The sequence below is a fragment of the Pseudomonas sp. P7779 genome (assembly GCF_013386315.1).
Lineage (GTDB): Bacteria > Pseudomonadota > Gammaproteobacteria > Pseudomonadales > Pseudomonadaceae > Aquipseudomonas.
This window is the reverse complement of sequence record NZ_JACARZ010000059.1, coordinates 19,071-43,723: the sequence shown is the minus strand read 5'-3', so window position 1 is coordinate 43,723 and position 24,653 is coordinate 19,071. Positions and strand designations below refer to the sequence as shown.

Genomic DNA, 24,653 nt, shown 5'->3' with positions numbered 1-24,653 from the left:
TTTAGCTTTTGATTTGGCTTCTAACACTCAAGCCGGCCTGCAGGCCGCTGTGCTGTAGTGAGCCCCAATATCTGCGTCAATCTGCGTCTCTTTTACCCAAGGTGCGAAATTGAGCCCACCCCGCACCAGGCGAATACTCCAAGCCTGATCCCGGCCCAGACGCCGCGCATTCGCTGGAGTATCGAGTGAAATTCACAGGTGGCCAAATCATCGCCAAGGCACTCAAGGCCAACAGTGTCGACTACGTAGCCGGGCCCCCGGGCGACGGCGCCCGGGCCCTGGTGGAAGCGCTGCTGACCCCGGGCACCGACATCCCCTTTATCCACGTCATCCAGGCCCACAGCGCCGTGCACCTCGCCGACGGCTACTACCGTGCGTGCGGTCGCCCCATGGCCGTCGTACTCACGGGCCCCCTGGGCATCGCCTCAGCCCTGGGAGCCCTCGCCACCGCGCACCAGGACGCCTGCGCGCTGCTGGTCATCAGTAACGCCCAGCCCGAAACGATAGCCGCCAACGTCATGAAAGATCACGCGACGGTTTCGACACTACAACAGCTACCCCAAGCCCTGCGCCAAGCCTTCGACACCATGCTGAGCGCCCATCCCGGCCCCGTCAGCCTGTCCATTGACGACGCCCTCCAAGGCGCCTCCACCAACGCCAGCCTGCCACCCGCCACCCTGCGTGCAGAACCCCAACCCACCCCGCGTAAAATCAGCGTACTGCGCGAAGGCCGCGCCTCATCCTCCGTGCTGGAAAACGACGCCATCCTCGTCTTCGGTAGCGGCCCCACCCAGCCCATGGCCCGCAAGATGTTCCCGGTGCATTACCCTGGCAGGCACTTGTGCGCCGGCAACCCCGCCACCCTCGGCTGGGCCATCCCGGCAGCGATCGGCGCCAAGCTCGCCATGCCCGCCCGCCAGGTGGTCTGTGCCGTGGGCAGCCGGGATTTCCTGCAGTCGATGCAAGAGATGGCTGTGTGCGTGATGCACAGCATTCCGGTGGTATTCCTGGTCTTCAACAGCAACGGTGACGAAGCCCTGGACGACGTACAGACGTCGCCCATCGAGCAACACCGGGCCGGTGAATTCAACCTGCCGGATGGCAAACCCTATGCCCCGGACTTCGCCGGCATCGCCCGAAACTTCGGCCTTGAAGCCTGGCGCGTGGAACACGCGTCACAACTCAACGCGACCCTCGTCAAAGCCCTCAACAGCAAGGGCCCGTCGCTGGTTGAAATGATGACGGCACGCCAGCCCCTGCAGGTCCCTCAGTCCTGACCGCCCCAGACGATGGTGGCGTTGTCGCCGGTCATGTATTCACGTACGTCCAGCGGGATCGACTGGTCGCTGGGCAACAGCACCGTAGCATTGCGCAAGTGATGCTTGCGGATCTTGCCCTTGTCCACCAGTCCCAGCGCCATGCGCGTGGAGAAGGGTTGGCGGAACGAGGACGACGCCACACCCGTCACCAACCCATAGAGAAAACGGATCGGCCGACGATGCTGCGGCGTCAGGATCGAGAACGTCATTTCGTTACGTTGCTTGCCTTCGAAATCCACCATGAACAGGCGATCGCCCAGCAGCAGGCAGAACCCGTGGTAGGTGAATGAATAACCGATCTTGCCGCTGCCATCGCGCAGCGGAAAGCGCTCGACGGTGACGTACTGCACCATCGAGTCGGCGCGGTACAGGCAGGTGACCGAACGCAGGATCCGGCCCTTGTAGATCGATGAATTGTGGTAGCGGTAATACACCCCCAGATAGTCTTCGAGCACGTCAGCCGACTGCTTGGCCAGCGGCAGGAAATGATTGAACTGCTCCGAAGCCCGCAAGCCGGTCGGCAGTTCGTTTTCATAGCCTTCATAGAACTTCTTGAACTCGGCGGGCGGGCGGAAGAGGTCTTCGGCTTCCATCATGAAATAGCGGCCGATCTTTTGCAGAATCTTCTGCGACGGCACGTGCTGGCCCACCAGGTACTTGTTGAACTGCTGGCGGTTCACATCAACTTTGCGGCACATGTCGGCCACCGACCGGCAGGACTCCACCAGCGTGCTCAGGTTCTTTTGCACATTGGCCTGCAAGTCGCTGCGCGCCTGCTGTCGCTCGGGGTGGGAGGTGGCGGCGGCTAATGACAGGGGCGATGAGTCCGGGCGGCTGGGCATTATTATCTCGATGTACTTGGCTGGGTTAAGGCGCCAGTTATTAAAGTTATAGCGCGGTTATCGAATAACCTTGGGCATAACCGTAATAACCGTTTAAGCGTTTGAAACTTCCGATCATTACCAAAGCATCTTTCATGCCGTTTGTTTAAGTTCAAACATGAAGTTTGAGCATAACTGAATGCGTCAGATTGTAAGCGCTTTTACTGAAGGTTCGGCGCCAGTGCGTTGTGGTTTTCACGGGTCAATCGTGACGGTGGCGGTCCGCCCAGTAACACATTCGATAGCGACGGGTAACACCCCGTGCTGCGCAGGAGTGCTTCAGTCCGCGTCAGGTATCGCCAAGGGTGCGAAATGGTGGAAACACCGGTCACCCCTGATACTCGGGCCAATGCTTTTTGCGGAGGATTGGGCGATGGCAAGGTTGACCGGCGACATTCCCGGAAAGAGGCGACTCAAGGTCGGCATGGTCGGCGGCGGGCAGGGCGCTTACTTCGCCAGTTACCACCGCGCAGCGATGCGCCTGTGTAATCGCTTCGATATCGTCGCCGGCGCATTCTCTGCCGGCGCGGATAAATGCCGCGAGGCGGGCGCAGCGCTCACTATTGAACCCGAACGTATCTACTTGTCGTTCGAGGACATGGCGGCCGCCGAGTCTCGCCGCCCCGACCCGATCGAGGCGGTGGTTATCGTGACGCCCAACCACTTGCACTTCGAACCGTGCCGGTTGTTCCTGGAGGCGGGCATCCCGGTGATCTGCGACAAGCCCCTGGTCAACCACCCTGACGAAGCCCATGAGTTGGCGAGCCTTGCCGAGCGCCACGGGACATTTTTTGCGCTGACCTACACCTACCAGGGCTACCCGATGGTCAGGGACGCCCGCAGTCGCATCCAGGCCGGCGAGCTGGGTGAGCTGCGCTTCCTGTACGTCGAATACCTGCTGGAGTGGCTGGCCCCCGGCGTGTCCGGCTTGAGCAATAGCCTGGCGTGGCGCGGTGACCCGCAAAAGGCCGGCCCCACCGGCGCGCTGGGAGACGTCGGCACCCATGCCTTCAACCTGTTGGAGTTTCTGTCCGGGCAGCGCTGCACCCAGCTCAACGCCAAGTTGACCAGCGTGGTGCCGGGTTGGGGCCTGGACGATACCTGCGTGGTGCAACTGGAATTCGACGGCGGCGTGGATGGATTGTTGTGGGCCAGTTTCGCCGCGCCCGGGCATCGCAACGGCTTGCGCTTCAAGGTCGTCGGCAGCCTGGCTTCGCTCGAATGGTGCCAGGAGTCACCGGAAACCCTGTTGTTCACGCCCACTGACGGTGCAGACCGCATCTATCGGCGAGGCCAGTCCGACAACAGGCCGCAGACGCTGACGTTCACCAGCTTGCCGGCGGGCAATACCGAAGGTTATCTGGAAGCGCTGGCCGTGCTGTACGCCGACTTCGCCGAGGCCCTGGACGCCGGGGCGCAATGGCGCACAGCGACCAGCGTCCCGTTGCCGGATATTCACGCAGGCGTGCGCGGGGTGTTGTTGTCCCAGGCCAGCCTCGAATCCCACCAGCAGCGGGCCTGGGTGCCTTTCCCGCGGTAATTGATTTCATGCGTGGCACCGCTGCGCATCCAACGACTCACCCAAACGCTGTTGAGGAAAAACAATGTCAAGCGAACTGCATCGCGCCGCGTATTCGGTACTGCTTCCCGCATTCGGGGATTTGCACCTGGACGACAATGTGCGCCGTTACCTGAGCCGTGGTGGTGTGTCCCTGTTGCTTGGGGAAACCCGGGATGAATACGTGGGCCGAGGCATGAGCCCGGCGCGCAAGGCGGCCGAGTCCAAAGCCGATTTCATCAGTATCGTCAAGGAAGCCACGGCGCTGGCGGGCTCTGCGGTGCTGATCGCGGTAGACCAGGAACTCGGCGGAATCGAACGCCTGCACCAACTGGTCCCGGCGGTCGCCACCCGGGCGCAGCTCCAGGACCTCGGCGCCGAGGACCTCGAGCAACGTTGCTTCGAGATGGCCGCCGCGGCCCGAGGGCTGGGTGTGAATCTGTTCCTGGCGCCCATCGTGGACGTGGTCACCGGCGTCAATCCATGGCTGCACAACCGGCATCTGGGCGCGGATCCAGTGGAAGTCAGCCGAGTGTCCTGCGCGTTTATCCGCGGGGTGCAGCGCGCGGGTGTGATCGCCACTGCCAAGCACTTTCCCGGGCACTACGTCACCGAGCACGATCCGGCCATTGCCGAAGCCACCGTGCCGGGGCCGCTGGAATTGCTGCATGACAATCTTGAAGTATTCAAGCAGGTCATCGCCACCGGCGTAAAAGCCGTCATGCCTGGCCCGGCGGTATTTCCTGCGATTGATGCGCAGCAGTCGGCGTCCACCTCGTCGAAGGTCATCGGCGTACTGCGTGACACCCTCGGCTTCGAAGGCCTGATCATTTCCGATGACCTGGACGCGGTGTCGATCCTGCGCGGCAACACCATCCCCGACACCGCCGTAGCCTCCCTGGTGGCCGGTGCGCACCTGTTGCTGGTGTCCAGCGAGTCAGGCCTGGACAGCATCGCCGAGGCGATTGTCGCCGCCGTCCACGAAGGCACCCTGGACCGCCAGGTTCTGTTGGACGCCGCTGCCAAGGTTCGTCGACTGGCAATCGCCACCCAGGAAACCAGCCATGAGCGCGAATGACCGCAAGGCCTACGGCGTACTGTTCCCGGTATTGCTGGACGTGCAGATGACGGATGACGTGCGTCGGTTCCTCGGCAATGGCGGGCGCAGCCTGTTGTTTGGCGAGACGGGAGAGGAATACGTCAGCGGAAAAATGAGCGCCAGGCGCCTGCAAACCGAAACCCTGGACATCTGGCAGCGTTTTACCGGCACGGCCACCGAACTGGGTGGGCCGCTGCTGCTGGCAGCCGATGCCGACATCTCCGCCGTGCACCGCTTGCAAGGGGTGACCCCGGCGCTGCCGGAGCCTGATGTGGCCCGGGCGATGGATTGTGCAGCGCTGGAACAGGCGTGCTTCAAGGTCGCCACCGCCGCGCGGGCGACCGGGGTCAACCTGCTGCTGTCGCCGACGGCGGATGTGGTCGGCGGCCGTAATGTGTGGCTGGCGGGGCGCACGCTGTCGGGCGATGTCCACCAGACGGCGGCGATGGTCGGGGCGTATGTGCGCGGCGTGCGGCGGGCCGGGATGGCCAGCACCCTGAAGCACTTCCCCGGGCACCCGGTGCTGTTTCAGCAGCCGTCGACTGAAACGGCGGTGGTCAGCGAGTCCATGCAGCAACTGCGGGCCTTCTGGCCCGGGTTTCAGGCCGGGATCGACGCTGGCGCCGATGCGGTGATGATGGGCCCGGCGATATTCGCCGCATGCACACCGCCCACGGCAGCCTCGGTGTCGCCTGAATTGATCGGCGTGTTGCGCCAGGAGTTGGGCTTCAAGGGGCTGGTGATGACCATCGACCTCGATCACCGCTCAACCATCGGCCAGATGTCCCTCGGCGAGGTCGCAGTGGCCGCGCTGAATGCCGGGGCCGACTTATTACTGATTTCCGCAAAGGCTATGCCCCACGTGCCGCAGATCGTTCGGGCGATTGTCGCCGCCGTCGCCGAGGGCCTCTTGCCCCAAGCGCGGCTGGACGCCGCGGCGTTGGCCGTTGGTGCCTTGGCTGATCGCTGTTCAACCGTAGGAGCGCCATATGGCAACCCAAAATAACGTCCTCGCCCTGCATTCCACCGTTGCGAAACACTCGACCCTGGCGATGGATATCGACATAGCCCGGACGCTGGGTTTTGACGCGCTGGAGATCAACAGCGGCAAGCTGGAGGCGTATCTGCAGGCCGGCTATACCGAGTCAGAGCTTCAAGCACTGCTCAACGACGTGCCTGTCACCGGCATCGGCTACCTGCGGGATATCGAACGCCAGGGCGCCGAGCGCGAGGACCTTTTCAAGGAAGCCCGGCGGCTCTTTGAGCTGGCCAATCTGGTGGGCGCCAAAGGCGTGCAGGTCCTCACCGGTCCGATCAATGTACAGGCGGTGATTGATTTTCAGGCGACCGGCAAGAGCCTGCATTACTCAGGCTTGCTGGGCCTGGATCAGGCCGAACAGTACGCCCGCACGGCAAGCAACCTGGCGGAGTTGGCCGATGTGGCCCGGCAATACGGTCTGCTGCTCTACCTCGAAGCCTTGTCCTGGACGCCACTCAACACCCTGGATCACCAACTGCAGCTGATTGAACGCACCGGGCGCAGCAACGTGAAGATGGTGATCGACTATTGGCATTGCTTTACCAGCGGCGTGACCCCTGCGGACGTCGCCCGGCTCGACAAGGACGTGATCTACGGCGTGCATGTCTGCGACTCACTGGCCTTCGAAGGCGGTATCCCGAATGAGGAAGTGCTGCGCGATGTGCCCACCGGCAGCGGCGTGCTCGACCTGGTCGAGTGGACCGCCGCGGTAAAGGCCACCGGTTACGCCGGGTGGTGGAGTTGTGAGTTGTTCTGCAAAAAACAGCAGCAGCAAAACAGCTACGCCGTCGCCCAACAATTGAAGACGCTGTTAACCGGCCTGGTCGGTTGATAACGCGCGTTTCGACACTGGCTGAATACTAAAAAGATCTGAGGTTGTCATGGTGGATTTCATCGTAATCGGGGGCGGCTCCACGGGCTGCACAGTCGCATCGCGCCTGAGTGAGGATGCGGGAGCGTCGGTGGTGCTGTTCGAGGAAGGCCCGCGGGATCGCAGCCCTTACATCCATATTCCCGGCGCCTACTACAAGACCGCCCAGGGCCCGCTGCTCAAGCGTTATGCGTGGGAGCCGACCGAGGACCAGCACCGCAGCGAAACGCCGACCATGGTCCAGGCCAGCGTGCTCGGGGGCGGCAGCTCGGTGAATGCGATGATTTATATCCGTGGCGTGCCTGCCGACTACGACGGTTGGGCCGAACAGGGCGCCGCCGGGTGGTCGTATAAAGACGTGTTGCCGTACTTCAAAAAGGCCGAGGACAACGAGCGGTTCTGCAATGAGGTGCACGGTGTCGGCGGGCCGCTGGGGGTTTCGGACCCGATCAATATCCACCCCTTGACCAAAGTCTGGCTGCGGGCCTGCCAGCAGTTTGGATTGCCCTATAACGAAGACTTCAACTCAGGCCAGCCCGAGGGCTGCGGGCTGTACCAGATCACCGCCAAAAACGGCTTTCGCAGCAGTGCCGCCGTGGCCTACCTGGCGCCGGCCAAGTCGCGCAAGAACCTGACGGTGAAGACCGGCTGCCGGGTGCTGCGTATCCTGATGCAGGGCAACAAGGCCGTCGGCATCGAATACCTGGAGAAGGGCGTGCGCCAGGTGATGCACGCCGACAAGGAAATAATCCTGTCCTGCGGCGCCATCAACTCACCCCGGTTGCTGATGTTGTCGGGGATCGGGCCCGCTGAACAGCTGGAAAAACACGGGATCAAAGTGGTTCAGGATTTGCCCGGTGTGGGGCAGAACCTGCAGGACCATATCGAAATTTCACTGGTGTATGAGCTGACCGGCCCCCACAGCTATGACAAGTACAAAAAACCCTGGTGGAAGCTTATGGCGGGGTTGCAGTACGCGTTGTTCCGGCAAGGCCCGGCGGCGTCCAACCTGATTGAAGGCGGGGCGTTCTGGTGGGGCGACAAGACAGCGGTGCACCCGGATATCCAGTATTTCATGGTGGTGGGCGCGGGCATCGAGGAGGGTGTGGATTCGGTGCCCGGCGGCAATGGCTGCACGTTGAACCTGGGGCAGATACGGCCAAGGTCCAGGGGCTATGTGGAGCTTTACTCCGCCGACCCGATGTCCCCGCCGCGCATCGTGCCCAACTACTTTTCCGATCCGTACGACATTGAAAGCCTGGTGGACGGTTGCCTGGTGGGCGAACAGATCATGGCCCAGGCGGCCTTCAAACCCTACGTGGCTCGTCGGCATGTACCGGAACCCACCGTGCGCTCGCGCGAAGCGATGAAGCGGTTTTGCCATCAGGAAGCCCACGCCGCACTGCATCCATCCGGCACCTGTCGCATGGGTGTGGATGAGCGGGCAGTGGTGGGGCCGGACCTCAAGGTGCATGGCATCGAAGGGCTGCGGGTGGCCGATGCGTCGATCATGCCGACCCTGATTTCAGGCAACCCCAACTCGGTGTGCATCATGATCGGCGAAAAAGCTGCCGACATGATCCGGACCGCCCGATAGAGTTGCCCGGGCGGTAACACCAGCCTCTTTTTGGGGCAGGCTCAGGCGCCGATCAACCACAGCGCGAAACAGCTGCCGAGGGCCAGCAGCCCAAGGGCGATGCCAAGCTTTGCCTGCAGTTCAAGGGGCATTGCCCTAGGGTCCGGATGTTTGTCCATGGAATCAACGGACTGTACGCGGCCGTTGATCATCTGAGCGGTTGCAAAGAACAAACTGTGCATGGCATGTGCCTCGTGGGTCGTTTCTGCTCAAGTCGAGGCCGATATCGGCCGCCTGCTGGTCAAGAGCAAGCTCCATGCCATTGCCCCAACCTCAGCGACGCCCCGTCCGTGTACTCACATCCACCCACACCGCCAGCACCAGGATGCTGCCCTTGACGATCATCTGCCAGTAGCTGTCCACGTCGAGCATCGACATGCCGTTGTCCAGGCTGCTGATCACCAGTGCGCCGAGCAGGGCGCCGTACACCGTGCCCGAACCGCCGCGCATCGATGTACCGCCGATAAAGCACGCCGCGATAGCATCCAGTTCGCCCATGTTGCCCGCCGAGGGTGAACCGGCCGCCAGGCGCGCGGTGTTGACCAGCCCGGCGAGGGCGCACATCACGCCCATGATCCCGAAGATCCACAGTTTGACCGCCTGCACGTTGATCCCCGACAGGCGTGTGGCTTCCATGTTGCTGCCCACCGAGTAGATGCGCCGGCCAAAGACGGTCTGGCTGGTGACGTAGCTGAACACCCCCAGCAGCACCAGAAGCAGCAGCACCGGCACGGGAATGCCGTCGTAGCTGTTGAGGGTGTAGACGAAGCCGGCCAGCACGAAACCGATCAACACCACGCGCACGCTGTCGCGCAGCATCGACGGCAGCGCCAAGCCGTGCAGGGCGCGGTTGTGGCGTTGGCGCCAGGTCAGGAATATCGCCAGCCCGAACAGCAGCACGCCGAGAATCACCCCGACCACCGTCGGCAGGTAACCCTGGCCGATGTACACCAGTTGTGGCGAAACCGGTGCAATCGTGGTGCCGCCGGTAATGCCCAGCAGCACCCCGCGAAACGCGAGCATGCCGCCCAGGCCGACGATGAAGGAGGGGATGCGCAGGTACGCGGTCATGTAGCCGTTGCCCAGGCCAATCAGCAAGCCACAGAGGGCGACGATGGCCAGGTTCAGCGGCAGGGGAATGTGATAAACCACATCCAGGATCGCCGCGACGCCGCCGAGCAAACCGAGCATCGAGCCCACCGACAGGTCGATCTCGCCGCTGATGATCACCAGCACCATGCCGCAGGCCAGGATGCCGGTAATGGACATCTGCCGCAGCAGGTTCGACAGGTTGCGCGGGGTCAGGAAACCGCCTTCGGTCTGCCAGCTGAAAAACACCCAGATCAGCACCACGGCGATCAACAGGGCGAGCATTTTGTAGCGGGTGAAGAGCTGTTTGACCTGGTTCATTTACGCGGACTTCCGATCATTATTATTGTCATGCCCGTTCGGTTGGCTGAGGGCGGCGGCGAGCACCTGTTCCTGGGTCAGGCCCTGGTTGATGAAGTCGCCGCGCAACTGGCCCTCGCCGATCACCAGCACCCGGTCGGAGACCCCCAGCACCTCGGCCAGCTCCGAAGACACCATGATGATCGACACGCCTTCGGCCGCCAGCGCGCCCATCAATTTGTAGATTTCATATTTGGCGCCCACGTCCACGCCACGGGTCGGTTCGTCGAGGATCAGCACCCGGGGTTTGGTCAGGAGCATTTTGGCCAATACGGCCTTCTGCTGGTTGCCGCCGGACAGGCTGGTGATCGGCAGGAACGGGTTCGCCGTCTTCAGGTGTATGCGCTTGATTTCCTGTTCGACGCTGCCCAGTTCCGCCTCGGCATCGATGCGCGTCAGGTGCGAGAAACGGTCCAGCACCGCCAGGGTGATGTTTTGCCCAACGCCCAGGTCCGGGACTATGCCCTGGCGCTTGCGGTCTTCCGGGACCATGCACAGCCCGGCGCGAATCGACTTCAGCGGCGTGCGTGTATCAATCGGTTTGCCATCCAGCCATACCTCGCCTTGGTAGCGCCCGGGGTAGCTGCCGAACAGCGCCGACACCAGTTCCGTGCGGCCGGCGCCCACCAGCCCGGCGATGCCGAGGATTTCGCCACGGCGCAGGCTGAACGAGACATTGTCCACCCGCTTGCGGCTCGGGTTGTCGACGTCGTAGCAGGTGATGTTGCGCGCCTCGAACAGCACCTCGCCGACCGCATGGGGTTCGGTGGGGTAGAGGTTGCTCATCTCACGGCCGACCATCTGCGTGATGATGCGCGACACGTCCATCTCGGCCATGGCCGTGGTCGCGATGTGTTTGCCGTCGCGGATCACCGCGATGGTGTCGCAGATGGCCGAGACCTCATCGAGCTTGTGGGAGATGTACACGCAGGCGACGCCCTTGGCCTTGAGCCCACGGATGATGTCCAGCAGCACCTCGATTTCCGAGCGGGTCAGCGCCGAGGAGGGTTCGTCGAGGATCAGCAGGCGCGCCTGCTTGTTCAGGGCCTTGGCGATTTCCACCAGTTGCTGGTAGCCGCCGCCGTATTGCGAAACGGGCAGGGCGACGTTCATGTCCGGCACTTTCAGCTCGCACATCAGGGCTTCGGCACGGTGCATCATGGCGGGGTAGTTCATGCGCCCGCCGGGCAGTGTCAGTTCGTGGCCCATGAAGATGTTTTCGGCCACCGAGAGGTCGGGTACCAGGGTCAGTTCCTGATGGATGATCACGATGCCGCAGGCTTCGGTTTCGGCGATGGAGTGGGCGCGCAACGGCTGGCCGTCCCAAAGGATTTCGCCGTCCCAGGTGCCATGGGGATACACCGCCGACAGCACTTTCATCAGGGTCGATTTGCCGGCGCCGTTCTCGCCGCACAACCCTACGCATTCCCCGGGTTTTACCTTGATGTCGATGCCATTCAGGGCTTTGACGCCACCGAAGGTCTTGACGATGTTGTTCATTTCCAGCAGGTAGTCGGACATGGCGGGCACTCATTCCACAGCGAAAAGGCAGGAGCGGCCTCAAGCCGCCCCTGCAGTGAGCCGTACGCTTACTGCCCGGCGATTTGCGCTTTGGTGTAGAACCCGTCTTCTTCCAGCACGTTGACGTTGTCTTTAGTCAACGCGGTCGGCTTGAGCAGGATGCTCGACACCTGTTTGCTGCCGTTGTCGTACTGCGAGTTGTAGGCCGGTTTCTCGTCACGCACCAGTTGCACCGAGAGCTTGGCCGCCTCGGACGCCAGCAGCTTCAGCGGCTTATAGACGGTCATGGTCTGAGTGCCGGCGATCACGCGCTTGATCGCGGCCAGGTCGGCATCCTGGCCCGAGACCGGCACCTTGCCCGCGAGTTTTTGTGCCGCCAGGGCCTGGATCGCGCCGCCGGCGGTGGCGTCGTTGGAGGCGACGATGCCGTCGATCTTGTTGCTGTTGGCGGTCAGGGCGTTTTCGACAATGCTCAGGGCTTCGGTGGGGTTCCACTCCTTGACCCATTGCTGGCCGACAATCTTGATGTCGCCCTTGTCGATCGAAGGCTGCAGCACCTTCATCTGGCCCTGGCGCAGGATCTTCGCGTTGTTGTCGGTAGGTGCGCCGCCGAGCAGGAAGTAATTGCCTTTAGGCTGCGCGTTCAACACGCCCTGGGCCTGCATCTCGCCGACCTTTTCGTTATCGAAGGAGATGTAGGCGTCGATATCGGCATTCAAAATCAGCCGGTCGTAGGACAGCACTTTCACCCCGGCTTTCTTGGCCTCGGCCACCACGTTGTTCAGCACCGTGGCATTGAACGGCACGATCACAATCACGTCGACGCCCCGGGAGATCAGGTTTTCGATCTGCGAGATCTGCCGTTGCTCGTTGGCGTCCGCCGACTGCACGTAGACCTTGGCCCCCAGTTGCTCGGCGGCGGCGGTGAAATAATCGCGGTCGCGGGCCCAGCGTTCAAGGCGCAGGTCGTCGATGGAAAAACCGATTTTCGGGTGGGCCGCGTCGGCCATGACCGAATTGGAAAGCAGTGCCAGAACGCTGGTGAGCAAGACGGTTTTCAGGTGTTTCATGATGGTGAGTCCCTTTTATTGTTGTTTAGACGCACTGCTGGACCTGGAGCGTAGCGGTCATGGGTAGATAAAGCGATTCACTACGCCTTCGAGCATCTCCTGGCGGCCACTCACGGCTTGTGGGTTCAGCTGGTGGCTGAAGGCATGCTCGGCCAGCGACGCCAGGCTGAAGTCGCCGCCAAGCACGGCGCGTCCGAAGGATTGGTCCCAGCCGGCATACCGCTGGGCCTTGAACTGTTCGAGGGCGTCGTTCTGCACCATGGCGGCGGCGCGTTCCAGTGACAGCGCCAGCACGTCCATTGCGGCCACGTGGCCATGGAACAGGTCCACTTCGTCGAGGCTTTGGCGGCGTACCTTGGAGTCGAAGTTGTAGCCACCTCCCTTGAAGCCACCGGCCTTGAGTACCTCGTAGGTGACCAGGGTCAGCTCCTCGACGCTGTTGGGGAACTGGTCGGTGTCCCAGCCGTTCTGCGGGTCGCCACGGTTGGCGTCGATGCTGCCGAAAATGCTCAGGGATGCGGCGGTGGCGATCTCATGGTGAAAACTGTGGCCGGCGAGGGTGGCGTGGTTGGCCTCGATGTTGACCTTGATCTCTTTCTCCAGGCCGAACTGATGCAGGAAGCCAAACACGGTGGCGCTGTCGTAGTCGTATTGGTGCTTGGTGGGCTCCTGTGGCTTGGGCTCGATAAACAGCTCGCCGGTGAAGCCGATCTTGTATTTGTGCTCGACCACCATGCGCATGAACCGCCCGAGTTGCTCGCGCTCGCGCTTGAGGTCGGTATTGAGCAGGGTCTCGTAGCCTTCGCGGCCGCCCCACAACACATAGCTGGAGCCCTTGAGACGGTGGGTGGCATTCATCGCGCTGAATACCTGGGCCGCCGCATAGGCAAACACTTCCGGGTTCGGGTTACTGGCGGCGCCGGCGGCAAAGCGCGGGTTGCTGAAGCAGTTGGCAGTGCCCCACAGCAGCCGGATACCGGTCTGTTCCTGATGGCCTTCGAGCTGGTCGACCATTCGCGCAAAGTTGTCGCGGTACTCCGCCAGGCTTGCGCCTTCTGGGGCCACGTCGGTGTCGTGGAAGCTGTAGTAGTCGATGCCCAGCTTGGAGAAAAACTCGAACGCCGCTTCGGCCTTGCCGCGTGCCACTTGCAGGGCTTCCCCCGGTTGCTGCCAGGGCCGCTGGAAGGTGCCGGAGCCAAACATGTCACTGCCGGGCCAGACAAAGTTGTGCCAGTAACACGCGGCCATCCGCAGGTGCTCGCGCATCGGTTTGCCGAGGATCAGCTTGTTTGCATCGTAGTGCCGGAAGGCCAGGGGAGAGTCGCTATCGGGGCCTTCATAGAGGATTTTTTCGACCGCGGGAAAGTAGGGCATCGCCAGATCCTTGTTGTTATGAGTGCACGTTAACCTTGCCTCGATACTAGCAACGGCCCCCGGCCAACCGATTATGAAAATCACCAGAGCGGGGTTCGATTTTGAGTGGTTTTACGCGCATAGTGGCTCGACATATCGCATGGAGCCGCCCCTGTGAAAACTGTCCCGCCTGTGCACCGGATTGCCCTGCTGTTCAATGGCAACAAGATCTACGATCGCGGCATCATCACCGGGATCGGCAACTACCTGAGCAGTACGCGGGTGTCGTGGGATCTGTTCCTGGAAGAGGACTTCGTCTGCCGGCTCAAGGGTATCGAGCGCTGGCATGGCGACGGGATCATTGCCGACTTTGACGACCCGGCGATGGGCCCGGCGTTGGCGGGTGTGCATGTGCCGGTGGTGGCGGTGGGCGGGTCTTATGAGGATGAGCGGGCCTACCCACGGCATACTCCGTATGTGGCCACTGACAATTTTGCTTTGATCAAGCTGGCCTATGAACACCTGATCGAAGCCGGGCTGACGCGCTTTGCCTGTTTCAGCCTGCCTGAAGCCGATATCAACCGTTGGGCCCAGGAGCGCGAAAAAGCCTTCCGCCGCCTGCTGGAGCGCGATGGCTTGCCGGTGGAGGTGTATCGCGGGCTCGGCACCAGCGCGCCGCTGTGGGACTCGGCGGTGGAGCAACAAATTGCCTGGTTGCACAGCCTGCCCAAACCCATCGGCATCATCGCGGTCAGCGACGCCCGAGCCCGCCAGTTGCTGCAGGCCTGCCTCACCGCCGGCATCCCGGTGCCGGAGCAAGTGGCACTGATCGGCATCGACAACGACCCCTTGACCCGCACCCTGACCCGCGTGCCGCTGAGCTCGGTGATCCAGGGCACTGAAAAAATGGGCCGCACCGCCGCGCGCCTGCTGCACCAGATGCTGCACGGCATGCCTTCGGCAGGCAGCCAGATCCTGGTGCCGCCGGAAGCGGTCAACGTGCAGACCTCAAGCCTGCACCAACCCCTCGGCCATCCCTACGTGATGCAGGCGCTGCATTTCATTCGCCAGTACGCCTGCCAGGGCATCAAGACCGCCCAGGTCGCCAACTACGTCGGCGTGTCGCGGTCGTCCCTGGAAGCGCATTTTCGCAGTGAACTGAACCGCAGCGTCCACGATGAAATCCTGCGCTTCAAACTCGCGGCTGCGGTTTCCAGCCTGGAAAATACCAGGGCCGCGATTGCGGATATTGCCTATGACTGCGGGTTCAAATCCGCCCAGTACCTGCACACGGTGTTCAAGCGCGAGTTCGGGTGTACGCCGAGGGAGTACCAGGTAGGGCAGGTCGAGCGCGATTCGAGCGATGTCATTTCTTTGTCGCCTTGAGTCCCTATTTTGTCCTGAGCTTCGCTCCAGAACTTCAAGGGATTGAATCGTCTTATGCCGACTCTTACACGCAGAACGTTGTTGCAAGCAGCTGCCATCGGATCCGCCTACACCCTGTTGCCCGACTCCATTCGCCAGGCCCTGGCGATCCCTGCCAACAACCGCACCGGCACCCTGATGGACGTCGAACATGTGGTGATCCTGATGCAGGAAAACCGCTCCTTCGATCACTACTTCGGCACCTTGCCGGGTGTGCGCGGGTTCAGTGACCGCTTCACCATTCCACTGCCGGGCGGGCACCGGGTGTGGGAGCAGCAGGGCGTTGGGCGGCGGATCCTGCCCTATCACCTGGACAGCTCCCGTGGCAACGCGCAGCGGGTCAGCGGCACGCCGCATTCCTGGGTCGATGAGCACGCCGCCTGGAGCAGCGGCCGGATGAACGCCTGGCCAACGTTCAAGACACCCACCTCGATGGGTTACTACCGTGAGCAGGAAGTGCCGTTCCAGTTCGCCCTGGCCAACACCTTTACCCTGTGCGACGCCTACCACTGTTCGGTACACGCAGGTACCAATCCCAATCGGCTGTTCCACTGGACCGGCACCAACGGCCCGACCGGTGCGAATGTGGCGGCGGTGGTCAACGAATGGGACGGCCCCGGCGCGGTGGGCGTGGGCTACACCTGGAAAACCTATCCCGAGCGCCTGGAAGAAGCGGGTGTGAGCTGGAAGGTTTACCAGTACCTGCCGGATAACTTTGGCGACAACCCCTTGGCCGGGTTTCGCCAGTTTCGTGCGGCCAGCGTCGCGGCCGGCAACCCCGCCGTGCCACCGAAAGACTTCAAGGATTTTGTGCCCTACAGCGATCAATTGAACGCCCGCGTGCCGTTGTACAAAGGCAATGGCAACACCCTGCCGGCGGTCAGCGGCAGCGACCTGGAATCGATCATCCAGAGCTTTCGCAAGGACGTGAACGACGGGCGCCTGCCACAGGTGAGCTGGCTGGTGGCGCCGGCCGATTACTCCGAACACCCCGGGCCTTCCAGCCCGGTGCAAGGCGGCTGGTTCACCCAGGAAATCCTCAAGGCACTGACCGCCAACCCGGACGTGTGGAGCAAGACGGTGCTGCTGGTCAACTACGATGAAAACGACGGTTTCTTCGACCACGTGCCGTCGCCGTCAGCCCCGTCCAAACGCCTGGATGGCAGCTTTGCCGGCAAGTCCACGGTGAAGTTCGACAGCGAGATTTTTACCCACCCGGCACCGCCCGGCTCTAGCCAGCAACCCGCGCCGGACGGCGGGGTGTACGGGCCCGGGCCGCGAGTGCCAATGCTGGTGCTGTCGCCGTGGAGCCGTGGTGGCTGGGTCAATTCCCAGGCGTTTGATCACACCTCCGTGCTGCAATTTCTGGAGAAGCGTTTCCACGTGCGCGAACCCAATATCAGCGCCTGGCGCCGGGCGGTGTGCGGCGACCTCACCTCGGCCTTCAACTTCGTCAACCCCAACACCGAGACCCTGCCGCCGCTGCACACCATCAGCCGCCAAGCCGCCGACTCCCTGCGTCAACGCCAGGAGCAACTGCCCCAGGTCGCCCTGCCGACGGTGGGCCAGCAACAGGCGCCGTTCCAGGCGCGAATGGCGCGGCCATCCCGGGCGCTGCCGTACCAGTTGAACGTTGAAGGCTCGGTTGACCGTCGCGCCAGTTCGGTGAGCCTGGACTTCTTCAATAATGGCGAACAGGGCGTGGTCTTCCACGTCTACGACCGCCTGCACCTGGACGAGGTACCGCGCCGCTACACGGTGGAAGCCGGCAAACACCTCAGTGACACCTGGCAAGTCGCGGGCGCCTACAAGCTCTGGCTGTTGGGGCCGAATGGGTTCCACCGTTCGTTCAAGGGGCACCTGCAGCGTCGCGAGCCGGAGTTATCCCTGGCGTATCACGGCGACACCTTACTGCTGACCCTGGTCAACCCCGGCAAGCGTGCGGCCTCAATCACCATCGAGCGTTGCCCTTACACCAGGCAGGGGCCGTGGCTGCTCGAGATTGCGGGCGGCGGTCGCGTGCAGCGCACGTTCTCCTGCCAGCCCAATGGAGGCTGGTATGACTTCAAGCTACGCGACGAGCATGGTTGGGTGCGGCGGGTGGCGGGGCGAATCGAGACGGGGGCGCATAGCATCAGTGATCCGTTGATGGGCAAGCGTGTGTGAAAGGCTGTTGATCTGCGGGGTGATTTCGTGGGCTTTTTCCCTGTTTTGTGTAGGAGCAGGGCTTTCTCCCCTTGCAGCGCTTGAAACGCCACCCGTCTGGGCCATAGCCTCACGCTTTTCCTGACACTGAGGCCCGGCATTGGGTAAGCGAAAAACGGTTTGGCCCACGGAGCGGGAAGTTCGACTGCGCTTTATCCTGCTGGCAATCATTGAAACGGCCTGTATTCGAGGCGTTCCCCTCGAACGCCTGCTGCTTTCATACATACTGTTGCGCAACAAGCCGACCCAGGAGCAACTTTGGGAGGCCATCAGCGATTGCCTGCTCCTCGATGAGATGCGTGGCTTTCGATTTGAACCCGGGTCGGAAGCCGATCGGTTGATGCGCAAGATCAGCAGCGAAATCAATCAGTCCTGACGAGCCACCAGCGCCGGCGTGCGCGGCGGCACCAGGCGCTTGCTGCCCGTCGACTCATAGGCCGATGCCAATCGCAGCAGCGCCGAATCGTCATACGCCCGGCCGGCAAATGTCAGCCCCACCGGCATGCCGATGTCGGCCATGACGCCCATGGGCACCGTCACTGTCGGCACGCCCAAATGGCGGATGGCGAGGTTGCCGTTGGCGACCCACACTCCGTTGCTCCAGGCGATATCCGCCGACGCGGGATTCACATCCGCATCCGCCGGACCTACGTCGGCGACTGTCGGAAAAATCACCGCATCCAGCCCCAGGTTATCCATCCAGTCTTCAAGGTCGATGCGTCGTGTCTGTTCCAGGCCGCGCAGGCCGTCGGGCACGGTGCTGATCCTGTCCCACGGCGTGATGCCGCGCTCGGCCATGCGCACGTATTCGTCCATGCCGGCGGCCAGGTCGTCTTCGCGGTTGGGCAGGGTGCCGGGGTCGTGGGGGAAGATCTTCGGGCCGTCGACATCCGCCAGGCGGTTCAGCGCAGGGTCGCCGTTGGCCCGCAGGAAATCATCGAACGCCCAGGCCGACAGTTCCCACAATTCATCGTGGAGGAATTCCTTGGACACCAGGCCTCGGGTAAACACTTTCGGTGCGCCCGGGCGATCGCCTTCGCAATTGGAGACCAGCGGGAAATCCACCTCGACCACTTCTGCGCCGGCGGCTTCAAGTGCCTTGCGCGCAGCTTCCCAGAGCTCGATCACCGAGGCCCGGGTTTTGATTGGCTGGCCAGTAGGGCCGCCGATTCCCGGGGCGTCGCTGGTGCCTGCCTCGGGGTCGGCATTGATGTACATGCGCGGCACGCCGAAGCGTTTGCCGGCGAGTGCATCGCCGGTCGCGGCCAGGTCTGCGTAGGACTGCGGGCGTACCGAGGCGACGCCGGGGATTGGCACCCAGGGTTGCATCCGCCACAGGTCGCCGCGTGTGTCGGGGTCTTCTGCGACCACGACGTCGAGCACTTCAAGCAGGTCGGCCATGGTCCGGGCGTAAGGCACGACCACGTCCATGGTCGGGGTCAGCGGCCAGTTGCCGCGCACCGAGATCACGCCACGGGACGGGGTGTAGGCACACAGGCCATTGTTGGACGCCGGGCCGCGCCCGCTGGACCAGGTTTCTTCCGCCAGGCCAAACGCCGCGAAGCTCGCCGCAGTCGCCGTGCCGGCGCCGTTGGAGGAGCCCGAGGCGAACGGTGCGGTGAGGTAGTCGGCGTTGTACGGGCTCTCGGCCCGGCCATATACGCCGCGCTGCATGCCGCCGTTGGCCATCGGCGGCATGTTGGTCTTGCCCAGGCAAATGGCGCCTGTTGCCCGCAGTCGCTCGATGGTGAACGCATCGCGGTAGGCAACCAGGTTCGCGAAAGCCGGGCTGCCGGAAGCGGCGGTGAGGCCCTTGACCAGGTAGCTGTCCTTGGCTGTGTAGGGAATGCCGTCGAGCGGGCCCAGGGTTGTGCCGCTGGCCCGGCGTGCGTCGGATGCGCGGGCTTCCTCCAGCGCTTGCGGGTTGCGCACCACCACCGCGTTGAGCGCGGTGGCAGTCGTGGGGGCGTCGTAGGCGTCGATCCTGGCGAGGTAAGCCTCGACCAGTTCAACCGCCGTGGTCTGGCCGGATTCGAGCGCAGTGCGCAGCTGGGCAATGGAAACTTCGGTTACTTCGATCACGTGGTTATCGCCGGGTGCAGAAAAGGGGGAGGGCTTGAGTGCTGACTCAATCCAATCAGTGAAAGTAGCTTACTGATAGATTTTTCATAGCGCCAGAGAATGGCATCCCTTACTGTGGCGCCTCAATTTCCTTATCGATAACGGTGCTGTTTATGTCCGATGAAGTGCGGCTTGTCGTCATCATCAATACCCAGCCTGGCCGGGGTGCGGACCAGTTGGCGGCCTTTGCCGGGCTCGCTCCGCTGGTCCGGGCCGAAGCCGGTTGCATCCAGTACGACCTGCATCCGGTCGAGGGCAACAGCGACAGTTTTGTGTTGATCGAGACGTGGGCTTCAAAGGCGGCGCTCAAGGATCACCACGCAGCGCCGCACATGCTGGAAGCCGCGAAGCACAACCCGACATTCCGTGCGGGCCCCTCCAACGTATTGGTGCTGGAACCTGCCGTCCAGGCACGTTGACTTCAACCCGGCAGCTCAAGGGTTTATCATTGCCCCTTCATTTTTTGCTGCCCGGAAAGATTTCGATGTTGTTTACAAGGACTGTCATGGCGAGCGCACTGCTCGCCGTTCTGGCCACCCAGGCCCATGCGTCCAGCCTGGACCTGACCTACGAGGCACCTGTCCTCAGCGCTGTACCGCTCACGCCGCAGGCTGAGCCCAAACCGCGCTTTCCGGTCAAAAGCCTTGCGCCGGTGACCGTGGAAAACAGCTGCACCGGCCGCGAGTGTACCTACGAAGGCGACATCAGCCTGCCCCGTGAGGAGCAGACTGTGCGGCGCATTTCCATCGGTATTCAATAAAGCCGGCTGGCGCCTCAGACGATCCCATACCGGGGCGCCGGCTTGCCTGTTTGCGTGGCCGCAAACAACGCACCACGCGCCGCATCATAGGTCTCCCACAACGAACCATCGGCCACCGACGGCCAGGTGATCGTCTCACCCTGATCCAGCCCGGCCAGTGCCGCGTCCACCAGGTTTTCGGTGGTCATGACCGACTCCTGTTCCAGGGCGGAAAGCGGAATGCCCGACGCGTCCCAGATCTCGGTAGCGGTGGCTGCCGGCAACACGATCTGCACCTTCACCCCGGTTTCCGCCAGTTCCGATTGCAAGCCACGGCTGAATGCCAGGACATAGCTCTTGGTGCCGCTGTACACCGAGCTGACCGGCAGCGAGTGCACGCCCAACACCGATGCCACGTTGATGATCAAACCTTCATTGCGCACCAGCATGCCCGGCAGCGCCGCGTGGGTCAGGCGGGTGAGGGCGGTGATGTTCAGGGCGATCTGGGTCGTGGAATCCTCGACCGAGGATTGAGCCAGCGGATGCAGGCGGGCCAGGCCGGCGTTATTCACCAGCACCTGGATCGCCGGGTTGCCGGCGAGCAGGCTTTCAACACGGGCCAGGTCCGCGGGGTTTACCAGGTCGGCGCCGATGGTCTGGACCTGGCGCCCGTAGGCTTGAGTGATCTTCGCCGCCAGGGCTTCGAGGCGGTCTTCACGACGGGCGACCAGGATCAAGTCGTAGCCACGGGCTGCTAATCGGTCGGCATACACGGCGCCAATACCTGAAGAAGCACCCGTGATCAGGGCAATTTTTGTGGAAGCAGGGATCGACATGAACGGCTCCAATAGATGAGTACTCAACCAATATTGTTGAGGGCTCAAGTTATAGGCTTGGCGTTTGTCCTTGTCAATGGTTTAGTACTCAATCATTCTACCGGCATGGAGGATCTGAAAATGCCAACACATAAGACTGACAAGCCTGATGCCCGTGCCGACCTTTTGAGCCTGCTGGGGGACGTGGCGTGCACCAACAACGCACTGCGCCGTGCCGCCCGGCGGCTGGGCCAACTGTATGACGAAGCGCTGGCGCCGATTGGCCTGAAGGCTACGCAGGTCGGCTTGCTGGGTGAAATCGCCCGGTGGGCGGCGGTGGATGAGCAGGCAGGGCCGACGTTGCAGGAGCTGGCCGGACGCCTGGCGATCCTGATGTCGGCGCTGACCCATGCGATGAAGCCGCTGGTGCGCGACGGGATTGTCGAGCTGCGCCCGGATGCCCTGGACAAGCGCACCAAACGCTGCGTGCTCACGCCCAAGGGCGAAGCGCTGTTCAGTGAGGCGCTGGTGTATTGGGCGGCGGCCAATAACCGGGTAGAGGAGGTGCTGGGGCATGATTCGGCCGCGCAGCTGCGGGGCATGGCAGACCATGTCGCCTCCGAAGAATTTCTGGCGGACTACAACAGCCGCTCCGCGCAGGCATAAGCCAGATCCTTTGGTTATTAGACAGACGCCGTTCGCCCATCCGATGCTGGGCCCCTCTCGATCAGGGGCTTTCCATGACCACTCAACGCCAACTGAAGCTGGGCGCGTTCATGCGTCCGGTCAGCATCCACACCGGCGCCTGGCGCTATCCCGGCGCTTACCGTGACGCCAACTTCAACTTCACGCACCTCAAGCAGTTTGCCCAAACCCTGGAGAAAGCGCGTTTCGATGCGTTCTTCATGGCCGACCACCTGGCCCTGCTCAACATGCCTATCGACGCGTTGAAGCGCAGCCACACCGCCACCTCCTTCGAACCGTTCACCTTATTGTCGGCCCTGAGCCAGGCCACCGAGCACATCGGCCTGGTAGCCACGGCCTCGACCACCTACGACGAACCGTTCCACATTGCCCGGCGCTTCGCGTCCCTGGATCACCTGAGCAACGGCCGCGCCGGCTGGAATATCGTCACCACTGCCAACCCGGATGCGGCGCAGAATTTCGGCCTGGAGCAGGCCTATGCCCACGACGAGCGCTACGCCCGTGCGCGGGAGTTCTACGATGTGGTCACCGGGCTCTGGGACAGTTGGGCCGATGATGCCTTCATCCGCGATGCCGACAGCGGTGTGTACTTCGACCCCGACAAACTGCACACCCTCAATCACCAGGGCCGCTACCTCAATGTGCGCGGCCCGCTGCACATTGCCCGCCCGGTGCAGGGCTGGCCGGTGATCGTGCAGGCCGGCGCCTCGGAGCCCGGCCGGCAATTGGCGGCAGAAACCGCCGAGGTGATCTTCGTGGCGCCCGGCACGCTCGAGGAAGGGCGTAAATTCTATGCCGATATCAAGCGCCGGATGCTGGCGGTGGGGCGGCATCCCGACCATCTGAAGATCTTGCCCGGGGCGTTTGTGGTGGTCGGCGATACGCTGGAAGATGCGCGGCGGATTCGTGCGCATCTCGACAGCCTGGTGCATTACGAAAGTGCGATTGCCTCGCTGTCGATCGCGCTGGGTACCGACGCGACGAAGTTTGATCCCGACCAATACCTCCCGGCGATTCCCCAAACCAACGCCAGCCAGAGCTCCCGCGAACGGGTACTGGCGCTGGCTGATCGCGAACAGTTGACGGTGCGCCAATTGGCCCAGCGTCTTGGCGGTTATGCAGGTCTCTCGTTTGTCGGCACCGCCCACAGTATTGCCGATGAGATGCAGCAGTGGCTGGAAGAAGAGGGCAGCGATGGCTTCAACATCATGTTCCCGTGGCTGCCGGGCGGGCTCGATGACTTTGTGGCCAGGGTGGTGCCCGAGTTGCAGGGGCGCGGGATCTTCCGGCGCGAGTACGAAGGCTCTACCCTGCGGGAAAACCTCGGACTGCCGCGTCCGGCGAACCGCTTCTTCGCCGAATGAGCGGGTATTTCTACCGTGGTTAGATCGTTTATTTCCTTCTGATTGGGGGCCATTCCCCAATCGCATATCCATCGCGCCGGTTTGGCCCTGATAGCGGAGCCGGCCGGCGTGATCACGCCAAAGCATCTGTCATCGCGGAATTATCCGCTGCCGCGCCCCGGGAAATCCCCATGCAGCGTCTATTCCTGCTGCTGGGCCAGCGTCTTGCGCCGTTGTGCGGCCTCTCTAGAATCGGCCCCAGAACTTACTCATTTCCTGTCGATTACGGAGTTTCGAAGATGATGAACGCCATGCAGATGCCAATGAACAACGCGATGCCGATGATGCCGATGATGGGCATGCCGATGATGATGGCAACCATGACCTGCAAGATGACCGAAGAGGCCATGATGTGCACCATGAAGCCGGCCGCGGGCATGGACATGGCGATGTTCAAGAACAACGCCGAAATGATGGCGATGATGATGAACTGCGGCATGCCGATGATGATGCAGTGCGCCAACATGTCGATGATGTGCATGTCTGAAGACGGCATGGCGATGATGAACAGCATGTCGACCATGAACATGCCGATGATGATGCCGATGGGCATGCCTATGCCGATGATGAAGTGCGTCATGGAATGCAAGATGGAAGCCGACTGCATGACCTGCAAGATGATGCCGATGCCTGGCATGAGCATGGACATGATGAACAACTGCTGCATGCTGATGATGAAGATGATGAACGACTGCGCCATGCCGATGATGATGAGCTGCAACGGCATGCCGATGATGTGCTGCACCTGCTGATTGGTTTGGCGTGAAATCAAAAAGCCCCGGCGTGTGCCGGGGCTTTTTGCGTTTCAGTCCAGGCGTTCCGGGTAGGTGATCACCAGGAACGCCACCGCCTCACTGTCTGCGGGGTTGCGGTAGCGGTGGGGCTGGTCGGCGTAGAACAGGATCGAATCACCGGTGGACAGCAGGTAGCGTTCCTCGTTGACGCTGACTTCCAGCACGCCCTGGGCCACCACCAGGTTTTCCTGGATCCCGGGCCCGTGACCTTCTGAAATTTCCTCGCCGAGGGCCTTCAGGCGTATCTCGTAGAACTCCGACTGGCGCGCCATATCGTAGGGAAACAGCGCCCGGCTGATGAAGCTGCCATCGGCACTCACCAGGCGTTTGCTCTGTTGCGCCGGCAGCAGTTCAACCCCTTCGAACGCACGGTTTTCCAGGAAGGCCGCCACCGACACTTTCAAGCCTTTGGCGATCTTGCACAGCACCTTGATCGACGGCACGCTGCGCCCGGACTCGATCTGCGCGAGCATCGCCCGGCTTACGCCGCAGTTGCGCGCCAGGGCATCCAGCGACAGGTAGCGTTTACTGCGCAGGCGCTGCAGGTTCTGCGCGACGCACTGGCCGATGGCGTCATCGTCGCCGCTGTTGCAGTCCTTGGGTTTGGTGGGGAGGTCGGGCACTTCGGGTATCGCATGCAGGAAATTCAT

The 24,653-nt window shown here is 62.4% G+C and carries 22 protein-coding genes; 13 read left to right on the top strand and 9 right to left on the bottom strand.

Annotated elements, in window-relative coordinates; all coding sequences use genetic code 11:
* The first annotated feature begins 185 nt into the window (after window positions 1-185).
* Window positions 186-1,277, top strand: a complete 1,092-nt coding sequence (locus tag HX869_RS17765) for a thiamine pyrophosphate-dependent enzyme (protein WP_178903424.1) — start codon at window positions 186-188, stop codon at window positions 1,275-1,277.
* Here HX869_RS17765 and HX869_RS17760 read toward each other — a convergent pair.
* Complete coding sequence (locus HX869_RS17760; protein WP_032899479.1) at window positions 1,268-2,134, bottom strand: helix-turn-helix transcriptional regulator; 867 nt, start codon at window positions 2,132-2,134, stop codon at window positions 1,268-1,270. The genes HX869_RS17765 and HX869_RS17760 overlap by 10 nt on opposite strands.
* A gap of 439 nt (window positions 2,135-2,573) precedes the next feature.
* Between HX869_RS17760 and HX869_RS17755 the strand changes: the two genes are divergently transcribed.
* From HX869_RS17755 to HX869_RS17735, 5 genes are all read left to right on the top strand, one after another.
* Window positions 2,574-3,740 carry a Gfo/Idh/MocA family protein gene (locus tag HX869_RS17755; protein ID WP_178903423.1) on the top strand — a complete coding sequence of 389 codons (1,167 nt, stop codon included), beginning with the start codon at window positions 2,574-2,576 and terminating at the stop codon, window positions 3,738-3,740.
* Between the two features lie 64 nt (window positions 3,741-3,804).
* Window positions 3,805-4,836: a glycoside hydrolase family 3 N-terminal domain-containing protein gene (locus tag HX869_RS17750; RefSeq protein ID WP_178903422.1), complete on the top strand. Its 1,032-nt coding sequence runs from the start codon at window positions 3,805-3,807 to the stop codon at window positions 4,834-4,836.
* Entirely contained in the window at window positions 4,823-5,863 is a 1,041-nt protein-coding gene (locus HX869_RS17745; protein ID WP_178903421.1) for a glycoside hydrolase family 3 N-terminal domain-containing protein, read from the top strand. The genes HX869_RS17750 and HX869_RS17745 overlap by 14 nt, the downstream gene beginning before the upstream one ends.
* Window positions 5,847-6,728: a sugar phosphate isomerase/epimerase gene (locus HX869_RS17740; protein ID WP_178903420.1), complete on the top strand. Its 882-nt coding sequence runs from the start codon at window positions 5,847-5,849 to the stop codon at window positions 6,726-6,728. Before HX869_RS17745 ends, HX869_RS17740 begins: the two co-directional genes overlap by 17 nt.
* Before the next feature lie 49 nt (window positions 6,729-6,777).
* Entirely contained in the window at window positions 6,778-8,364 is a 1,587-nt protein-coding gene (locus HX869_RS17735) for a GMC family oxidoreductase (RefSeq protein ID WP_008436028.1), read from the top strand.
* A 312-nt stretch (window positions 8,365-8,676) separates the two neighbouring features.
* Here the strand turns inward: HX869_RS17735 and HX869_RS17730 are convergent, their stop codons facing one another.
* The 4 genes from HX869_RS17730 to xylA form a co-directional block, all read right to left on the bottom strand.
* The gene (locus HX869_RS17730) at window positions 8,677-9,813 is read right to left on the bottom strand and encodes a sugar ABC transporter permease (protein WP_003219656.1); all 1,137 of its coding nucleotides are present in this window, start codon (window positions 9,811-9,813) and stop codon (window positions 8,677-8,679) included.
* Window positions 9,814-11,373 carry a D-xylose ABC transporter ATP-binding protein gene (gene xylG / locus HX869_RS17725; protein WP_178903419.1) on the bottom strand — a complete coding sequence of 520 codons (1,560 nt, stop codon included), beginning with the start codon at window positions 11,371-11,373 and terminating at the stop codon, window positions 9,814-9,816.
* 68 nt (window positions 11,374-11,441) lie between these two features.
* Entirely contained in the window at window positions 11,442-12,443 is a 1,002-nt protein-coding gene (gene xylF, locus HX869_RS17720; protein ID WP_003219660.1) for a D-xylose ABC transporter substrate-binding protein, read from the bottom strand.
* Window positions 12,444-12,500: 57 nt separating this feature from the next.
* Complete coding sequence (gene xylA, locus HX869_RS17715) at window positions 12,501-13,817, bottom strand: xylose isomerase (RefSeq protein ID WP_178903418.1); 1,317 nt, start codon at window positions 13,815-13,817, stop codon at window positions 12,501-12,503.
* A gap of 153 nt (window positions 13,818-13,970) precedes the next feature.
* Here xylA and HX869_RS17710 point away from each other — a divergent pair, with 153 nt between their 5' ends.
* From HX869_RS17710 to HX869_RS17700, 3 genes are all read left to right on the top strand, one after another.
* Entirely contained in the window at window positions 13,971-15,182 is a 1,212-nt protein-coding gene (locus tag HX869_RS17710) for a DNA-binding transcriptional regulator (protein WP_003219663.1), read from the top strand.
* 54 nt (window positions 15,183-15,236) lie between these two features.
* Complete coding sequence (locus HX869_RS17705) at window positions 15,237-17,387, top strand: phosphocholine-specific phospholipase C (RefSeq protein WP_178903417.1); 2,151 nt, start codon at window positions 15,237-15,239, stop codon at window positions 17,385-17,387.
* Window positions 17,388-17,526: 139 nt separating this feature from the next.
* Window positions 17,527-17,802: a hypothetical protein gene (locus HX869_RS17700; RefSeq protein WP_003219667.1), complete on the top strand. Its 276-nt coding sequence runs from the start codon at window positions 17,527-17,529 to the stop codon at window positions 17,800-17,802.
* On the opposite strand, the gene HX869_RS17695 is transcribed toward HX869_RS17700, so the two are convergent.
* Window positions 17,793-19,508, bottom strand: a complete 1,716-nt coding sequence (locus HX869_RS17695) for an amidase (protein WP_008436013.1) — start codon at window positions 19,506-19,508, stop codon at window positions 17,793-17,795. The two genes, HX869_RS17700 and HX869_RS17695, sit on opposite strands and share 10 nt — an antisense overlap.
* A 152-nt stretch (window positions 19,509-19,660) precedes the next feature.
* Between HX869_RS17695 and HX869_RS17690 the strand changes: the two genes are divergently transcribed.
* Together HX869_RS17690 and HX869_RS17685 are read left to right on the top strand one after the other, a co-directional pair.
* Window positions 19,661-19,966: a putative quinol monooxygenase gene (locus HX869_RS17690; protein WP_003219672.1), complete on the top strand. Its 306-nt coding sequence runs from the start codon at window positions 19,661-19,663 to the stop codon at window positions 19,964-19,966.
* 86 nt (window positions 19,967-20,052) lie between these two features.
* Complete coding sequence (locus tag HX869_RS17685; protein WP_003219674.1) at window positions 20,053-20,307, top strand: hypothetical protein; 255 nt, start codon at window positions 20,053-20,055, stop codon at window positions 20,305-20,307.
* Between the two features lie 14 nt (window positions 20,308-20,321).
* On the opposite strand, the gene HX869_RS17680 is transcribed toward HX869_RS17685, so the two are convergent.
* Window positions 20,322-21,122, bottom strand: coding sequence for an SDR family oxidoreductase (locus HX869_RS17680; RefSeq protein WP_102369415.1), 801 nt, complete (start codon window positions 21,120-21,122; stop codon window positions 20,322-20,324).
* A 120-nt stretch (window positions 21,123-21,242) separates the two neighbouring features.
* On the opposite strand from HX869_RS17680, the gene HX869_RS17675 reads away from it, so the two are divergent.
* Both HX869_RS17675 and HX869_RS17670 read left to right on the top strand, forming a co-directional pair.
* Window positions 21,243-21,767 (top strand): MarR family winged helix-turn-helix transcriptional regulator, encoded by a 525-nt coding sequence (locus tag HX869_RS17675; protein WP_003219677.1) that lies wholly within the window; start codon window positions 21,243-21,245, stop codon window positions 21,765-21,767.
* A 74-nt stretch (window positions 21,768-21,841) separates the two neighbouring features.
* A complete protein-coding gene (locus HX869_RS17670) occupies window positions 21,842-23,170 on the top strand; it encodes an LLM class flavin-dependent oxidoreductase (RefSeq protein WP_003219678.1) in 1,329 nt (442 codons plus the stop codon).
* Window positions 23,171-23,432: 262 nt separating this feature from the next.
* Here HX869_RS17670 and HX869_RS31705 read toward each other — a convergent pair whose 3' ends face one another.
* Window positions 23,433-23,954: a hypothetical protein gene (locus tag HX869_RS31705; RefSeq protein WP_043225000.1), complete on the bottom strand. Its 522-nt coding sequence runs from the start codon at window positions 23,952-23,954 to the stop codon at window positions 23,433-23,435.
* Between the two features lie 60 nt (window positions 23,955-24,014).
* Window positions 24,015-24,653 carry a helix-turn-helix domain-containing protein gene (locus HX869_RS17660; protein ID WP_008436005.1) on the bottom strand — a complete coding sequence of 213 codons (639 nt, stop codon included), beginning with the start codon at window positions 24,651-24,653 and terminating at the stop codon, window positions 24,015-24,017.

Bases quoted from the DNA above. Each gene is read 5' to 3' on its own strand.
- xylA (WP_178903418.1), bottom strand. From the start codon at position 13,817: ATGCCCTACTTTCCCGCGGTCGAAAAAATCCTCTATGAAGGCCCCGAT.
- HX869_RS17755 (WP_178903423.1), top strand. From the start codon at position 2,574: ATGGCAAGGTTGACCGGCGACATTCCCGGAAAGAGGCGACTCAAGGTC.
- HX869_RS17670 (WP_003219678.1), top strand. From the start codon at position 21,842: ATGACCACTCAACGCCAACTGAAGCTGGGCGCGTTCATGCGTCCGGTC.
- HX869_RS17705 (WP_178903417.1), top strand. From the start codon at position 15,237: ATGCCGACTCTTACACGCAGAACGTTGTTGCAAGCAGCTGCCATCGGA.
- HX869_RS17745 (WP_178903421.1), top strand. From the start codon at position 4,823: ATGAGCGCGAATGACCGCAAGGCCTACGGCGTACTGTTCCCGGTATTG.
- HX869_RS17740 (WP_178903420.1), top strand. From the start codon at position 5,847: ATGGCAACCCAAAATAACGTCCTCGCCCTGCATTCCACCGTTGCGAAA.
- HX869_RS17690 (WP_003219672.1), top strand. From the start codon at position 19,661: ATGTCCGATGAAGTGCGGCTTGTCGTCATCATCAATACCCAGCCTGGC.
- xylF (WP_003219660.1), bottom strand. From the start codon at position 12,443: ATGAAACACCTGAAAACCGTCTTGCTCACCAGCGTTCTGGCACTGCTT.
- HX869_RS17735 (WP_008436028.1), top strand. From the start codon at position 6,778: ATGGTGGATTTCATCGTAATCGGGGGCGGCTCCACGGGCTGCACAGTC.
- HX869_RS17660 (WP_008436005.1), bottom strand. From the start codon at position 24,653: ATGAATTTCCTGCATGCGATACCCGAAGTGCCCGACCTCCCCACCAAA.
- HX869_RS17750 (WP_178903422.1), top strand. From the start codon at position 3,805: ATGTCAAGCGAACTGCATCGCGCCGCGTATTCGGTACTGCTTCCCGCA.
- HX869_RS17675 (WP_003219677.1), top strand. From the start codon at position 21,243: ATGCCAACACATAAGACTGACAAGCCTGATGCCCGTGCCGACCTTTTG.
- HX869_RS17730 (WP_003219656.1), bottom strand. From the start codon at position 9,813: ATGAACCAGGTCAAACAGCTCTTCACCCGCTACAAAATGCTCGCCCTG.
- HX869_RS17685 (WP_003219674.1), top strand. From the start codon at position 20,053: ATGGCGAGCGCACTGCTCGCCGTTCTGGCCACCCAGGCCCATGCGTCC.
- HX869_RS17680 (WP_102369415.1), bottom strand. From the start codon at position 21,122: ATGTCGATCCCTGCTTCCACAAAAATTGCCCTGATCACGGGTGCTTCT.
- xylG (WP_178903419.1), bottom strand. From the start codon at position 11,373: ATGTCCGACTACCTGCTGGAAATGAACAACATCGTCAAGACCTTCGGT.